The 14,495-nt window shown below is 69.9% G+C and carries 11 protein-coding genes and 1 tRNA gene; 8 read left to right on the top strand and 4 right to left on the bottom strand.

Translation table 11 applies throughout. The annotated features are described in order from the left end of the window. Positions 1–48 precede the first annotated feature (48 nt). The 5 genes from pepN (at position 49) to ACQEWB_RS12505 (ending at position 7,323) form a co-directional block, all read left to right on the top strand. Positions 49–2,601, top strand: coding sequence for an aminopeptidase N (pepN, locus tag ACQEWB_RS12525; RefSeq protein ID WP_432830135.1), 2,553 nt, complete (start codon positions 49–51; stop codon positions 2,599–2,601). 124 nt (positions 2,602–2,725) lie between these two features. Next, the gene (locus tag ACQEWB_RS12520) at positions 2,726–3,121 is read left to right on the top strand and encodes a hypothetical protein (RefSeq protein WP_432830133.1); all 396 of its coding nucleotides are present in this window, start codon (positions 2,726–2,728) and stop codon (positions 3,119–3,121) included. A gap of 129 nt (positions 3,122–3,250) precedes the next feature. Beyond that, positions 3,251–4,678, top strand: a complete 1,428-nt coding sequence (locus ACQEWB_RS12515; RefSeq protein ID WP_432830131.1) for a pyridoxal phosphate-dependent decarboxylase family protein — start codon at positions 3,251–3,253, stop codon at positions 4,676–4,678. Next, positions 4,675–6,123, top strand: coding sequence for a lysine N(6)-hydroxylase/L-ornithine N(5)-oxygenase family protein (locus ACQEWB_RS12510; RefSeq protein WP_432830129.1), 1,449 nt, complete (start codon positions 4,675–4,677; stop codon positions 6,121–6,123). The genes ACQEWB_RS12515 and ACQEWB_RS12510 overlap by 4 nt, the downstream gene beginning before the upstream one ends. A 51-nt stretch (positions 6,124–6,174) precedes the next feature. After that, entirely contained in the window at positions 6,175–7,323 is a 1,149-nt protein-coding gene (locus ACQEWB_RS12505) for a GDSL-type esterase/lipase family protein (RefSeq protein WP_432830127.1), read from the top strand. 10 nt (positions 7,324–7,333) lie between these two features. Here ACQEWB_RS12505 and ACQEWB_RS12500 read toward each other — a convergent pair whose 3' ends face one another. Continuing rightward, the gene (locus ACQEWB_RS12500) at positions 7,334–9,139 is read right to left on the bottom strand and encodes a bifunctional metallophosphatase/5'-nucleotidase (RefSeq protein WP_432830125.1); all 1,806 of its coding nucleotides are present in this window, start codon (positions 9,137–9,139) and stop codon (positions 7,334–7,336) included. Positions 9,140–9,288: 149 nt separating this feature from the next. Between ACQEWB_RS12500 and ACQEWB_RS12495 the strand changes: the two genes are divergently transcribed. After that, the gene (locus ACQEWB_RS12495) at positions 9,289–10,005 is read left to right on the top strand and encodes an SIMPL domain-containing protein (RefSeq protein ID WP_432830123.1); all 717 of its coding nucleotides are present in this window, start codon (positions 9,289–9,291) and stop codon (positions 10,003–10,005) included. 134 nt (positions 10,006–10,139) lie between these two features. Next, positions 10,140–11,576, top strand: a complete 1,437-nt coding sequence (gene pyk, locus ACQEWB_RS12490) for a pyruvate kinase (RefSeq protein WP_432830121.1) — start codon at positions 10,140–10,142, stop codon at positions 11,574–11,576. Positions 11,577–12,008: 432 nt separating this feature from the next. Here the strand turns inward: pyk and ACQEWB_RS12485 are convergent. Further along, positions 12,009–12,081 (bottom strand) — tRNA-Leu (locus tag ACQEWB_RS12485). A 102-nt stretch (positions 12,082–12,183) separates the two neighbouring features. Between ACQEWB_RS12485 and ACQEWB_RS12480 the strand changes: the two genes are divergently transcribed. Continuing rightward, positions 12,184–12,843 (top strand): ANTAR domain-containing response regulator, encoded by a 660-nt coding sequence (locus tag ACQEWB_RS12480; RefSeq protein WP_432830119.1) that lies wholly within the window; start codon positions 12,184–12,186, stop codon positions 12,841–12,843. 87 nt (positions 12,844–12,930) lie between these two features. Here the strand turns inward: ACQEWB_RS12480 and ACQEWB_RS12475 are convergent, their stop codons facing one another. Both ACQEWB_RS12475 and ACQEWB_RS12470 read right to left on the bottom strand, forming a co-directional pair. Beyond that, positions 12,931–13,647, bottom strand: coding sequence for an ABC transporter ATP-binding protein (locus ACQEWB_RS12475; protein ID WP_432830117.1), 717 nt, complete (start codon positions 13,645–13,647; stop codon positions 12,931–12,933). Beyond that, positions 13,644–14,489, bottom strand: coding sequence for an ABC transporter ATP-binding protein (locus ACQEWB_RS12470; RefSeq protein ID WP_432830115.1), 846 nt, complete (start codon positions 14,487–14,489; stop codon positions 13,644–13,646). Before ACQEWB_RS12470 ends, ACQEWB_RS12475 begins: the two co-directional genes overlap by 4 nt. Between the last annotated feature and the right edge of the window lie 6 nt (positions 14,490–14,495).

Raw genomic sequence — 14,495 nt, 5'->3', positions numbered from 1 at the left:
CCGATCCGCCCCTGTGCCTTGTCAGTGGCATCGGGCAGCATTACCTGCATGTCCGTACTGACGCGCGACGAAGCGCAGACCCGTGCCAAGCTCCTCGACGTCCACCGCTACACGATCGACCTCGATCTGACCGCCGGCGACGAGACCTTCGACTCCCGCACCGTCATCCGCTTCACCGCCGGCACGGACGCGGACACCTTCGTCGAGCTCAAGCCCGCCGAGCTGCGCTCCGCGACCCTGGACGGACGTCCCCTCGACCCGGAGACCCTCGACGGCAACCGCCTGCCGCTGAAGAACCTCACCGCCGGCGAGCACGAGCTGCGGATCGACGCGAGCATGCGCTACTCCCGCACCGGCGAGGGCATGCACCGCTTCACCGACCCCACCGACGGGGAGACCTACCTCTACACCCAGCTGTTCATGGAGGACGTCCAGCGCGTCTTCGCCGCCTTCGACCAGCCCGACCTCAAGGCCGTCTTCGAGCTGACGGTCAAGGCCCCCGAAGAGTGGACCGTCCTCGCCAACAGCGTCACCGAGCACCTCGGCGAGGGCCGCTGGCAGGCCGCCCCCACCCCGCTCATCTCCACCTACCTCGTCGCCGTCGCCGCCGGCCCCTGGCACTCCGTGCGCACCGAGCACCACGGCCTGCCCTTCGGCCTGCACTGCCGCCGCTCGCTCGCACCCCACCTGGACGTGGACGCCGACGAGCTCTTCGAGATCACCAAGCAGTGCTACGACCGCTACCACGAGAAGTTCGAGGAGCCGTACCCCTTCGACTCCTACGACCAGGCGTTCGTACCGGAGTTCAACGCCGGCGCCATGGAGAACCCCGGACTGGTCACCTTCCGCGACGAGTTCGTCTACCGCTCCGCCGTCACCGACGCCGAGCGCCAGACCCGCGCCATGGTCATCGCCCACGAGATGGCCCACATGTGGTTCGGCGACCTCGTCACCCTGCGCTGGTGGGACGACATCTGGCTGAACGAGTCCTTCGCCGAGTACATGGGCTACCAGACCCTCACCGAGGTCGCCCTCGGGGGGTTTGGGGGGGTGCCCCCCAAATGGAGGGGCACCGACACCTGGACCGACTTCGGAGTCGTCCGCAAGGGCTGGGGCTACGACGCCGACCAGCGCCCCTCCACCCACCCGGTGGCCCCCGAGGCCGTCGACGACACCGCCGCCGCCCTCCTCAACTTCGACGGCATCTCCTACGCCAAGGGCGCCTCCGCGCTGCGCCAACTCGTCGCCTGGCTCGGCGAGAAGGACTTCCTGGCCGGCATCAACACCCACTTCGCCCGCCACCGGTTCGGCAACGCCACCCTCGCCGACTTCATCGACTCCCTCGCCTCCGCCACCGACCGCGACGTGCACGCCTGGGCCGACGCCTGGCTGCGCACCACCGGCGTCGACACCCTCCGCCCCGTGGTCACCCGGGGCGACGAAGGCACGTACACCCTCCAGGTCGAGCACGACGGCAGCCGCCCGCACCACATCGCCGTCGGCCTCTACGACCAGGACGTCTCCGACGAGGGCCGCCACCTCACCCTGCGCACCCGCCTCGACCTCGACATCCCGCAGTCCGAGCCGACCCCCCTGGGCAAGCGCCCCGCCCTCCTCCTCCTGAACGACGGCGACTTCACCTACGCCAAGGTCCGCTTCGACCCCGAGTCCTTCGAAGCGGTCCGCACCAGCCTCTCCGGCCTGCCCGAGCCGCTCACCCGCGCGGTCGTCTGGAACGCCCTGCGGGACGCCGTCCGCGACGGCGGCAGTGCCCATCGGGGGGCGACCCCCGAACCCCCGCTGCCGCCCACCGCCTACCTGGACACGGCCCGCGCCCACCTCCCGCACGAGACCGACCTGGCCCTCGTCCAGGGCGTCCTCGCCTTCGCCGCCGCCCAGGTGGCCGGCCGCTACCTCACCCCCGACGAGCGCCCCGCCGCCCTGGCCACCCTCTCCTCCCTCTGCCGCGACCTCATCCGCCGCACCGAGGACGGCGACAACCCGGGCCTGCGCCTCATCGCCGTACGCCACTTCATCGACGTCGCCGCCCAGCCCGACACCATCGCCGCCTGGCTCGCCGACGGCACCGTCCCCGGCGGCCCCGAACTCGACCCCGAGCTGCGCTGGCGCGTCCTCGCCCGGCTCGCCGTCCTCGGCGCCACCGACGAGGCCACGATCGCCGCCGAACTGGACCGCGACCCCTCCGCCACCGGCCAGGAGGGCGCGGCCCGCTGCCGCGCGGCCCTGCCCGACGCGGACGCCAAGGCACGGGCCTGGGACGCCATGTTCGCCACCGACGACCTCTCCAACTACCTCTTCACCGCCACCGCCCAGGGCTTCTGGCAGCCCGAACAGGCAGATCTGGTACGGCAGTACGTCCCCCGCTACTACGAGGACGCCGTCGCCGTGGCCGCCCGCCGCGGCCCCGCCATCGCCGACGCGGCCGGCCGCTGGGCGTTCCCGGTGTACGCGGTGGACGAGGAAACCCTCCGCCTGGGCGAAGCCTGTCTGGCCGACGCGAACCCGATCCCGTCCCTGCGCCGCAAACTGGTCGACCAACTGGACGATCTGGCACGGGCGTTGCGGGTGCGGGAGGCGTAGGACCGGCGACGTGGGACGGCGCGGTCGGGACTGGTCCCTGCCGACGATGCGGGGGGCTGATCGTCTTTCCTGGGCTCGACAGGGCCGAAGACGATCAGCCCGAGCCCTCCAGGAGGCAATCCCCGTGATCGTAGTGACCGGCGCCACCGGCAACGTCGGCCGTGCTCTCGTCGAACGACTCGTCGCCGCCGTGGCCGAGCGGACCCTCCTCGACACCGGCCACGAGGGCGCGGTCCACCGCCTTACCGGGCCCGGGCCGATCAGCAACGCCGAACAGGTCGGCGCGATCGGCCGGACGCTCGGACGCGACCTGGACTTCGTCGAGGTACCCCCGGACCGGGCCGGTGCCGGGCTCTTCCCGCACGTTCCGCCGGCACTCCTCGACGGCCTGCTGAAGACGTTCGCGGCCACCGTCGACGTCCTCCCGGAGATCACCTACACCGTCGAGAAGATCACCGGGACACCGGCCCGCGCCTTCGGCCGGTGGGCTCACGACCGCGCCGGCGACTTCCGCGCCTGAACGGCCCCAACAGGCTTTCTCCGCACGGACGTACCCCCTTTCGGGTTCCTCTCGTTGAACTTTTCGGGCACGCGCCCCCATCCGCATACAAGCTGGAACTCCCTCAGCGCGCGTGCCCGGGAGGAACCCATGAGCCCACCGAGCCTCGCCTCGGGCCCCGAAGGCCCGGACGCGCTCCGCCCGCTGCTCGACACCGTGCTCGACGCCCTCACCGACGGCGCCGACGCGCGCGGAGGCCCACTGCCGGCCGGCGGCCCCGACGCGGTCGCCGCCAGGGTCCGGGCCGCCGTGGGCGACGTACTCCCCGAAGAGGGCGATCCGGAGGCTCTACGGCGCCTGGTACGAGCCCTGGCGGAAGGTTCCGCCGACCCCGCCGACCCCTTCTGTGCCGCCCACCTCCACTGCCCGCCCCTGGCGGTGGCAGCGGCAGCAGACCTGGCGGCGTCCGCCCTCAACCCGTCGATGGACTCCTGGGACCAGGCCCCGGCGGCGTCAGAACTCGAGTCACTGGTGACACGTTCACTGGCAAGAGAGGCGTACAGCGATTCCCTGAGGGGCGCGGGGCTGTATCGATATGCGTCTCCGCCGCGGGGCGCGACCAGCCCCCACGCACCCGCACCCGAATCCCTGGTGACAACCGGCGGCACCGAATCCAACCAACTGGCCCTCCTCCTGGCCAGAGAAGCCCTCGGCGCCGACGTCCGACTCGTCTGCGGAGCCAACGCCCACCACTCACTCCCACGCGCCGCCTGGCTCCTGGGCCTACCCGAGCCGCTGATCGTCCCCACCCCCACCGGCACCCTCGACCCCGCCGCCCTCCACGCCGCCCTCACCGACGGCCCCCACCTCGTCGCCGCCACAGCCGGCACCACCGACGCCGGACTCATCGACCCCCTCCCCGAGATCGCCGCCGTCTGTGAAGCAAACCGCGCCCGAATGCACATCGACGCCGCATACGGCGGAGGGCTCCTCTTCAGCGACCGCGAACGGCACAAGCTCACCGGCCTGAGCGCCGCAGACACCGTCACACTCGACCTGCACAAACTCGGCTGGCAACCAGTCGCCGCCGGCCTCCTCGCCGTCCGCGACCCCCAGGACCTCGCCGCCCTCCGGTACCGCGCCGACTACCTCAACGCCGACGACGACACCGAGGCCGGCCTCCCCGACCTCCTCGGCCGCTCCCTGCGCACCACCCGCCGCCCCGACATCCTCAAGATCGCCGTCACCCTGAAGACCCTCGGCCGCACCGGATTCGCCGCACTGGTCGACCAAGTCTGCGACCGGGCAAGGGAGTTCGCCGACCTCGTCCAGACCCACCCCGGCTTCGAACTCCACGACCTGCCGGTCATCAGCACGGTCCTGTTCCGCCCCGCCCGCGTCGACGACGACGCCGTGGCCGCCGTACGCCGAAAACTCCTCACCGACGGCCGTGCCGTCCTCGGCCGCGCCAGGCTCGACGGACGGCTCTGGCTGAAGGCCACGCTCCTCAACCCCCACACCCGGCTCGACGACCTGGCCGCCCTCCTGAAACTGGTGGAAGGAAACACCCCCCGATGAGTACCGCCCCCACCCCCACCCCCACGCCCACCCCCACCCCCACGCCCCCGCCCCACGAGCCCGACGCACCCCGCGACCTGGTCGGCATCGGCATCGGCCCGTTCAACCTCTCCCTCGCAGCCCTCGCCCACCCGCTCGCCGAACTCGACACCGTCTTCTACGAGCAGCGCCCCGGCTTCGACTGGCACCCGGGGCTGCTCATCGAGGGCGCCCGCATCCAAGTCCCGTTCCTGGCCGACCTGGTGACCCTCGCCGACCCGGCCAGCCCCTGGACCTTCCTCAACTACCTCAAGGCCCGCGACCGGCTCTTCCCCTTCTACTTCGCCGAGCGCTTCCACATCCAGCGCGCCGAGTACGACGCCTACTGCCGCTGGGTCGCCGGCCAACTCCCCGGCCTGCACTTCGGCCACCAGGTCGACGCTGTCCGCTGGAACCCCGAACGCGACGTGTTCGAGGTCGACTTCACCCAGCTCGACGCGGACGGCGAGGCGGAGGCACTCGGGCGGACGTACACCCGGAACATCGTGCTCGGCGTCGGCACCGAACCGTACGTCCCCGAGCCGCTCAAACCGCTCGTCGAGACGCCGACCGTCCCCGTCCTGCACTCCGCCGACTACCTCGCCCACCGCGACACGCTGCTCGCCGCCGAGCACGTCACCGTCGTCGGCTCGGGGCAGTCCGGCGCCGAGATCTTCCTCGACCTGCTGCGCGCCCGTCCCGCCGGCCGTGAAGGGCTGCACTGGATCGGCCGCACCCAGGCCTTCGCGCCCATGGAGTACTCCAAGCTCGGCCTGGAGCACTTCACCCCCGACTACACGCGCTACTTCCACGCCCTGCCCGAGGGCGAGCGGGACCGGCTCGTCACCAGTCAGTGGCAGCTGCACAAGGGCATCGACGCCGACACCATCGACGCCATCCACGACGAGCTCTACCGCCGTACCCTGCAAGGCGGTTGGCCCGACGCCGTCCTCACCCCCGGCGTCCGGGTCCGCACGGCGGGCCGCATCGCCACCACCAAGGTCGAGCTGCACCTGGAACACGTCCAGCAGAACACCCGCTCCCGCCTCACCACCGACGCGGTCGTCCTCGCCACCGGCTACCGCGAGCGCCCCCTGGACCGCATCCTCGCCGGCCTCGACCCGTACCTGCGCCGCGACAGCCGCGAACGCCCGCGCGTGGACGAACAGTTCAGGCTCGTCTGCGACCCGTCCGTCACCGGCGCGATCCACCTCCAGAACGCCGAACGCCACACCCACGGCGTCGGCACCCCCGACCTCGGCCTCGCCGCCTGGCGCAGCGCCACCATCCTCAACTCCCTGACCGGCAAGGAGACCTACCCGCTGCCCACCCGCACGGCCTTCACCACCTTCGGCCTCGACCCACTGCCCCACATCCCCCGGGCCCGCCAGGCCCAGGTGCTCACCCCGCTGGTCGACGGTCGGTAAGAAACCGTGCGGGGAGGGAAGAAGTCCGCCGGCGGTGATGTTGGGCCCGCCATGACCACCACCTGGATCGCGGCCCACCGCTCCGCCGTCATCAACCCGCACGAGGGCTTCGGCCTCTTCGAGACCCGCGGCTTCACCGACCGGACCGTCCGCCAGTCCCTGCGCCTCGCGGGAGGCGGCGACGCGCTGCGCATCCGCCTCAGCAACCGCTACGGCAAGGAGCCCCTCCGCATCGGCGGCGCCCACCTCGCCGTACGCACCCGGGGCAGCGGTATCGACCCCGGCAGCGACACCCCCCTGCGCTTCTCGGGCGCCGAGACGGCCACCGTCCCGGTCGGCGAGGAACTCGTCAGCGATCCGGTCGAGCTGCCGGTGAGCGCGGGGGAGGAGCTCACGGTCAGCCTCTACCTGCCGGGCGACACGGGGCCGAGCACGTACACCGCGATCCCTTACGACATCGGGTACGCCGTCCCCGGCGAGCGACTGTCCGCCGAACTCCTCGAAGGCGCCGAGGAGTTGCCGACCGGCCACTACCTCACCGGCGTCGACGTCCTCGCCCCCGAGGGCACCCGTATCGCCGTCGCGTTCGGCGACTCCTGGATCGAGGGGGCGGCCACCACGCCCGGCGCCGACAACAGCTTCCCGGCCCGGCTCAGCCGCCGGCTCACCCGCGGCTGGATCGTCAACCAGGGCATCTCCGGCAACCGCCTGCTCACCGACGAGATCGGCGACCACCTGCTGTCCCGCATCGACCACGACGTCCTCGCCGTGCCCGGCGTCAGCCACGTCCTGATCCACATCGGCCTCAACGACCTCGGCCTGCCCGGCCACATCGCCTACCCCGAGCCCGCCGAAGGGCCAAGTGCCGAGGAGTTCATCGCGGGCCTGACCGCCCTCGCCGACCGGCTGCACGCGGCCGGCCTCACCGTCCTCGGCTCCACCATCGGCCCCTACCGCGGCACCGTCCACGACGGCTACGACACCGAGACCGGCCAGGCCGTGCGGAGCGAGGTCAACGCCTGGCTGCTCGGCGACGGCCACCCCTTCGACGCGGTCGTGGACGTCGCCGCCGCCGTCGCGGACCCGGACCAACCCGACCGGATCCGCGCCGAGTTCAACGCCGGCGACGGCCTCCACGTCAACGACGCCGGCGCGAAAGCCATCGCCGACGCCGTGGACGTGACCCTGCTGGACCTGTAGCGGCAGGCGCCTAGAAGACGGGCGTGCCGTCCCGGGTCAGCTTCCAGTCCGCCGACGCGAAGTCCTTCGGGTCCAGGACGCCCTTCGTGGTGACCCACTCCGCGATCCGGGTGCGGATCTCCGTCGACTCCGACCACAGTTCGGTCGCGGAGGCCACGTGCGGGAAGGCGCCGCCGCCGTTGGCACGGTAGTTGTTCACCGCGAACACGAACTGCTGCGTGTCGTCCAGCGCGGCCCCGTTGTAGGTGAGGTTCTTGATCCGCGAACCGGGCGCCTGGGCGATGTCGATGTCGTACGAAAGTCCCGACACGTAGTCGTAGTTGTAGTCCGGACGGCTGTTCGCGTTCGTCAGCTTCTCCACGTCGACCGTGGCGTCCGCCGCGGTCTGCACGAAGTACTGCGCCGAGTACTCCAGGTAAGCCCGCAGCTGCGCGCCCGTCAGCAGCTTCGCGACCAGCGTGTTGTCGTACACGTAGAGGCTGGAGAGGTCCCGGATCGTCACGTTGCCGGCCGGGATCTCCGAGGTCCGCGAGAACGGCGAGGCCTGCGCGATCACCGGCAGCGAGGCGTACGAGGTGCTCGCCAGCGCCGCCTTGACCACGTCCTCCTGGACCTTGGTGATCAGGTCGATGATCGGGGCGTCCTTGTAGCGCGCCTCGACCGTCGTCAGCGTCTCCGTCGCCGTCCCGACGACCTGGTTGACGTACTGAACGACCTTCGCGTGCTCGTCCGAGAGCAGCTTGGTGATCTTCGGGTCGTCGGCGACGGTGTTCGAGTTCAGCACCTTCGACGACACCGACTCGACCGTCCAGCGGCCCTTCGCGAAGACCAGCTGCACGTCGAAGACCGACAGCCGCTCCGCGTACGCCAGCGGCTCCGAAAGCACCACCGTCTTCCCGGACTTGGCGTTGGTGACCTTCAACTCCGGGATCTCCACGTGCGCGTGGCCGACCAGGATCGCGTCGATGTCCGGCACCTGCTGCGCCACCAGGGCCGCCGAGTTCTCCACGTACGGCAGCTGGTCACCGTACGAGGAAGTGCCCGAGGAACCGCTGTGCGCGGAGACGATGACGACGTCCGCACCCATCGACTTCAGCTTCGGCACCCACTTCGCGGCCTGCTCCTCCAGGCCGGGGAACTCCAACTTCCCCTGCACGTACGCCTTGTCCCAGATCGCGATACCCGGGTTCGTCAGCCCGAGCACCGCGACCTTGACCGGCGGCAGCCCGGGGACGTGGAACTTCTTGATGAAGTACGGCGGGAAGGCGGGCTTCTGTGTCTTCGCGTCGACCGCGTTCGCGCCCAGCAGCGGGAAGCGGCACTGCTGCTCGAACTTCCGCAGCGTCTCGATGCCGTAGTTGAACTCGTGGTTGCCCAGCGCCGCCGCGTCGTACCCGATCGCGTTCATCGCCTGCGCCATCGGGTGCACCGGACCGCCCTTGGCGGTGATCGGGTCGACCTTCGCGTAGTAGTACGTCAGCGGGGTGCCCTGGATCGTGTCGCCCGCGTCGAGCAGCAGCGTGTTGCACCGCCCCTTCTCCTCCCGCAGCTGGTTCACCAGCGTCGAGATCCGGGACAGGCCCTGCGCGTTGCCGGCCGCGTCCTTGTACTCCGCGTCCTTGAAGTAGTCCCAGTTGAAGACGTGCCCATGCAGGTCGGTGGTGCCCATGACGGTCAGCGCGTACCGCTTGGCGGGCTTCTTCGCCGCCGTGGCCTCGGCCGCCTGCGCCGCCGGAGCCGCGACGGCGCTCGCCACCGCCACCCCCGCCCCGGTCGCGGCGGACTTCTGCAGGAACTTCCGGCGGTTCAAGGGCATGTCTCGGTCTCCTAGGGGAATGGTCAACAACGCGCGTAGATTCTGACCTGCGCATGACCGGCGGCAACAGGTCCCGCAGGTTGCGATTGGATGACCGAAGCGGTCAACCGCCGCGCTGCGACCGGCCAAGAGCTGACAGAGTGGGGCGTATGGCCACCTCTTCGCCGGACGACCCGCAGCCCGCCGTCCCCTACGGCACCCCCGACGCCCCCCGCATCGCCGTCCGCGGCGAGGCCCATCTCGAGGTCGACCCCGAGATCGCCCGCATCGGCGTCACCGTCGCCTCCCGCGGCAAGGACCGCCGCGCCGCCCTCGACGACCTCACCCGCCGAAATGCCGGCGCCCTCGACCTCATCAAGACGTACGGCGAGGCGGTGGAGCGGCTGGAGACCGGCGCGTTCTCCATCAGTCCGGAACTGAAGGAGAAGGGCCGGGGCGAGCGCGTCCACGCCTACCACGGCCGCGTCCACATCACCGCCGAGCTGACCGACTTCACCGCGCTCGGCGAACTCACCACCCGGCTGGCCGACTTGGAGCTGACCCGGGTCGACGGGCCCTGGTGGGCGCTGCGGCCGGACTCGCCGGCCCACCGGCAGGCCCGGCAGCAGGCCGTGCAGGAGGCGGTCCAGCGGGCGCGGGAGTACGCGGAGGCCCTCGGCACGTCACTCGCCGCGCTCGTGGAACTGGCGGACATCGGAGCGGAGGACGCCCGCCCCTACGTCCAGCCCCAGGGGCGGATGCGATCCATGGCGTACGGCGCCGCCGCCGAGGACACCGCCGCCGCACCCCTCGACCTCGAACCCCAGCGCCAACAGGTGTACGCGGCGGTCAACGCACGCTTCACCATGGCGCCGCCGACGCTGTAGAAACCGCCGTAGAAATGCTCATCGGAGCGCCCCCGTGCACAATTCAATACTTGTCAACAGCCCTTCACGCAAAGGTTGTTGAGTGGCCATGCGGGACCAATTCCCTACCCACCGGTAAGGCCTAGGCTCGAAGTATGCGCCGAGCGAAGATCGTCTGTACTCTGGGCCCCGCCACCGACTCGTACGACCAGATCAAAGCCCTGGTCGAGGCCGGGATGGACGTCGCCCGCTTCAACCTCAGCCACGGCGGCTACGCCGAACACGAGGAGCGCTACCACCGCGTTCGGAAGGCCGCCGACGAGAGCGGCCGCAGCGTCGGAATGCTCGCCGACCTTCAGGGCCCGAAGATCCGACTCGGCCGATTCACCGAGGGCCCCGTACTCCTTGAACGCGGTGACACCTTCACCATCACGGTCGAAGAAGGCTTCGAGGGCAACGGCCACAGCTGCGGAACCACGTACTCCGGCCTCGCCGCCGACGTCACTCCCGGCGAGCGCATCCTCGTCGACGACGGGAAGGTCTGCCTCGAGGTCACCGAGGTGGACGGCCCTCGCGTGCACACCACGGTCGTCGAGGGCGGCATGGTCTCCGACCACAAGGGCCTCAACCTCCCCGGCGTCGCGGTCTCCGTCCCCGCCCTCTCGGAGAAGGACGAAGCGGACCTCCGCTGGGCCCTGCGCACGGGGTTCGACGTCATCGCCCTGTCCTTCGTCCGCAGCGGCCGTGACATCGAGGGCGTCCACCGGATCATGGACGAGGAGCACCGTCGGCTCCCCGTCATCGCCAAGGTCGAGAAGCCCCAGGCAGTCGAGGCGATCGACGACATCGTGGCGGCCTTCGACGGGATCATGGTCGCGCGCGGGGACCTGGGCGTGGAAATGCCCCTCGAAGCCGTCCCGATCGTCCAGAAGCGGGCGATCAAGCTGGCGAAGCGGAACGCCAAGCCGGTGATCGTGGCGACCCAGATGCTCGACTCGATGATCGAGAACTCCCGCCCGACGCGCGCGGAGGCTTCCGATGTCGCCAACGCGGTCATCGACGGCACGGACGCGGTGATGCTGTCCGGCGAGACTAGTGTCGGCAAGTACCCCGTCGAGACGGTCCGCACGATGGCGAAGATCGTGGAAGCCGCGGAGGAAGACATCCTCGCAAAGGGCCTCCCGCCTCTCACCGAACGGAACAAGCCCCGCACCCAGGGCGGCGCGGTGGCCCGGGCGGCGGCAGAGATGGGCGACTTCCTCGGCGCCAAATTCCTGGTCGCCTTCACCCAGTCCGGAGACACGGCCCGCCGCCTCTCCCGCTACCGCTCCCCGATCCCCCTCCTGGCCTTCACCCCGGACCCGGCCACCCGTTCCCAACTGAGCCTGACGTGGGGCGCGGAGACCTTCCTGGGGCCGCAGGTGGACTCGACGGACGCGATGGTCGACCAGGTCGACGAGCTGTTGTTGAAGTACGGGCGGTGCGAGAAGGGCGACGTGGTCGTGATCACGGCGGGTTCGCCGCCCGGGGTGTCGGGCTCGACGAACATGGTGCGGGTGCACCACATCGGGGAGGACGACAGTCCCAAGTAGCACCGATGAAGAAGGCGTGGGACAGAAGCACTGAGCACCTGTTCCGTACCAGGGTGCTGAGTTGCCGTGTCGTGGGGGAGGCGGTGACGGTGAAGCCGTGTGACTTCATGGCCGAGGTCATCTCCTCCAAACCCGTCCCGAAGCGGAGCGGCCCGACACTCTGGAGCGGCACGAGGTCCCACTGCGCGCGCTCGGCGTCATCGACGACGGACCACATCGAAAGCCCCTCCCGGCATCGCGGGACTGCCGTGGGCGGGCACGCTCGGGTGGCTGTACAACTGCCTTTGTTTCGATGCCTACGTGGTCGAGTGCCCCGGCCGTGCGTCGGCGCACGCGATCCGCAGGTAGTAACCAGGGCCGCGCAGCAAAAAGCGGATGCTCACGAGAACGTGGACATCCGCTTTTGGCGTCGCCTTCGAATCGAAGGAAAAGTGCCCCGGGTCGGATTCGAACCGACGCTGTCGGTGGTTTGAGCACCGTGCCTCTACCGCTGGGCTACCGGGGCTTCCTCTAAAACAAAGGTCAGCGGTCACCCGCTGTGCCCCTACCTTATCGCAGCTAGGTAGTCTCTTGTCAGCAGCACCCCTGCCCTGAACAAGGAGCCCCCGTGACCGCCCCCGAGTCGCCACAGCCCGTAGACGCGCCCGACGACGACAAGTCGCACGTGCCTCCGCTGACGACCCGTGTCGTCATCGCCGAGGACGAGGCCCTGATCCGGCTCGATCTCAAAGAGATGCTGGAGGAGGAGGGCTACAGCGTCGTCGGTGAGGCCGGTGACGGCGAGCAGGCGATCGAGCTCGCCCGCGAACACCGGCCCGACCTCGTCATCCTCGACGTGAAAATGCCCAAGCTGGACGGTATCTCCGCCGCCGAGAAGATCGCCGAGGAGAGCATCGCCCCCGTTCTCATGCTCACCGCCTTCTCGCAGCGCGATCTGGTCGAGCGTGCCCGCGATGCCGGTGCCATGGCCTACCTCGTGAAGCCGTTCAGCAAGAGTGACGTCGTTCCGGCGATCGAGATGGCCGTCTCCCGGTTCACCGAGCTCAAGGAGCTGGAGAAGGAGGTCGCCGACCTCACGCTCCGCCTTGAGACCCGCAAGCTCGTCGACCGGGCCAAGTCCATCCTCCAGACCGAGTACGGCCTGACCGAGCCCGCTGCCTTCCGGTGGATCCAGAAGACCTCCATGGACCGCCGGATGTCCATGCAGCAGGTCGCCGAGGCCGTCATCCAGGACGCCGACGAGAAGAAGGCCGGCAAGAACGGCTGACGCAGGCGTAGTACGTACGACAGAGGCCCGCGCCCCCTGAAGCAGGGGGCGCGGGCCTCTGTCGTGATCGAAGTAGTCGAAGAACCGTCAGTCCTCGCCGAGGTACGCCTTCCGTACGGACTCGTCGTGCAGCAGGTCCTGGCCCGTGCCGGAGAGGACGATGTTGCCGACCTCCATGACGTGGCCCTGGTCGGCCAGGGAGAGGGCCGCCTGGGCGTTCTGTTCGACCAGGAGGATGGTCGTGCCCTGGGACTTGAGTTCGACGATGGTGGACATGATCTTCTGCATCATGATCGGCGAGAGGCCCATGGAGGGCTCGTCGAGCATCAGCAGCTTCGGCTGGGACATCAGGGCGCGGCCCATGGCGAGCATCTGCTGCTCGCCGCCCGAGAGGGTTCCCGCGGCCTGCCTACGGCGCTCACCGAGGATCGGGAAGAGGTCGTAAGCGCGCTGGATGTCCTTCTCGATGCCTTCCTTGTCCTTGCGGAGGAAGGCGCCGAGCTGGAGGTTCTCCTCGATGGTCAGGCGCGGGAAGATGTGCCGGCCTTCGGGGGAGTGGGCGAGCCCGAGGGCGACGATCTTGTGCGCGGCGACACCGCTGAGCGGCTTGCCGTCGAACGTGATCTTGCCGGAGCTGGGCTTGAGCAGGCCGGACAGGGTGCGCAGGGTCGTGGTCTTGCCGGCGCCGTTGGTGCCGATCAGGGTGACGACCTGGCCCGCCTCGACGGCGAAGGAGATGCCCTTGACGGCCTCGATCTTGCCATAGGCGACCCGGAGGTCCTCGACCTCTAGCAGTGCGGTCACTGGGCGTCTCCCTTGGTGGTGCCGGCGGTGCCCTCGGCGGCGGCGACCTCGGCCGCCTCCGCCTCGCCGGGGTCGCCCTCGAACGGTTCGCCCAGGTAGGCGGCGATGACCCGCTCGTCGGCCTGGACGACCTCGGAGGTTCCCTCGACGAGCTTCTCGCCCTGGACGAGGACGGCGACACGGTCGCAGAGGTTGAAGATGAAGCGCATGTCGTGCTCGATGACGAGGACGGCGATGCCCATGTCCCGGATGGCGAAGACCAGTTCCTCGGTGGCCCGGGTCTCCTGGGGGTTCATGCCGGCCGTCGGCTCGTCGAGCAGCAGCAGGCCCGGCTCGGACGCCAGCGCCCGCGCGATCTCCAGCTTGCGCTGCTCGCCGTAGGGGAGGTTGCGGGCGAGGTGGTCGCGCTTGTGGGCCAGGCCGATGAACTCCAGGAGTTCCATGGCCCGGTCCTCGCTGGCCTTCTCCGCCTTCTTGAAGCCGGGGCCGCGCAGCAGGGCCGACCAGAGGCCTTCCTTGGTGCGGGTGTGGCGGCCGACGAGGACGTTCTCGAGGACCGTCATGTTGGCGAAGAGACGGATGTTCTGGAACGTACGGGCGATGCCCGCCTTCGTCACCAGGTGGGGCTTGGGCGGGAGGACCGTGCCCTTGTAGGAGACGGTGCCTTCCGTCGGGATGTACAGGCCCGTGAGGCAGTTGAAGAACGTTGTCTTGCCGGCGCCGTTGGGGCCGATGAGTCCGACGATCTCGCCGGAGTTCACCGTGAAGTCCACCGACCGGACGGCGGTGAGGCCGCCGAAGCGCATGGTGACGTCGCGGGCTTCGAGTACAGGTGTCGTCATGGTTCT

The sequence above is a fragment of the Streptomyces sp. CA-249302 genome (assembly GCF_050936785.1).
In the GTDB taxonomy this organism is placed as follows: domain Bacteria; phylum Actinomycetota; class Actinomycetes; order Streptomycetales; family Streptomycetaceae; genus Streptomyces.
The sequence above is the reverse complement of the archived record's forward strand: the minus strand, read 5'-3'. Positions and strand labels throughout refer to the sequence as shown.

Bases quoted from the DNA above. Each gene is read 5' to 3' on its own strand.
- pepN (WP_432830135.1), top strand. From the start codon at position 49: ATGTCCGTACTGACGCGCGACGAAGCGCAGACCCGTGCCAAGCTCCTC.
- ACQEWB_RS12515 (WP_432830131.1), top strand. From the start codon at position 3,251: ATGAGCCCACCGAGCCTCGCCTCGGGCCCCGAAGGCCCGGACGCGCTC.
- ACQEWB_RS12510 (WP_432830129.1), top strand. From the start codon at position 4,675: ATGAGTACCGCCCCCACCCCCACCCCCACGCCCACCCCCACCCCCACG.
- ACQEWB_RS12505 (WP_432830127.1), top strand. From the start codon at position 6,175: ATGACCACCACCTGGATCGCGGCCCACCGCTCCGCCGTCATCAACCCG.
- ACQEWB_RS12500 (WP_432830125.1), bottom strand. From the start codon at position 9,139: ATGCCCTTGAACCGCCGGAAGTTCCTGCAGAAGTCCGCCGCGACCGGG.
- ACQEWB_RS12495 (WP_432830123.1), top strand. From the start codon at position 9,289: ATGGCCACCTCTTCGCCGGACGACCCGCAGCCCGCCGTCCCCTACGGC.
- pyk (WP_432830121.1), top strand. From the start codon at position 10,140: ATGCGCCGAGCGAAGATCGTCTGTACTCTGGGCCCCGCCACCGACTCG.
- ACQEWB_RS12470 (WP_432830115.1), bottom strand. From the start codon at position 14,489: ATGACGACACCTGTACTCGAAGCCCGCGACGTCACCATGCGCTTCGGC.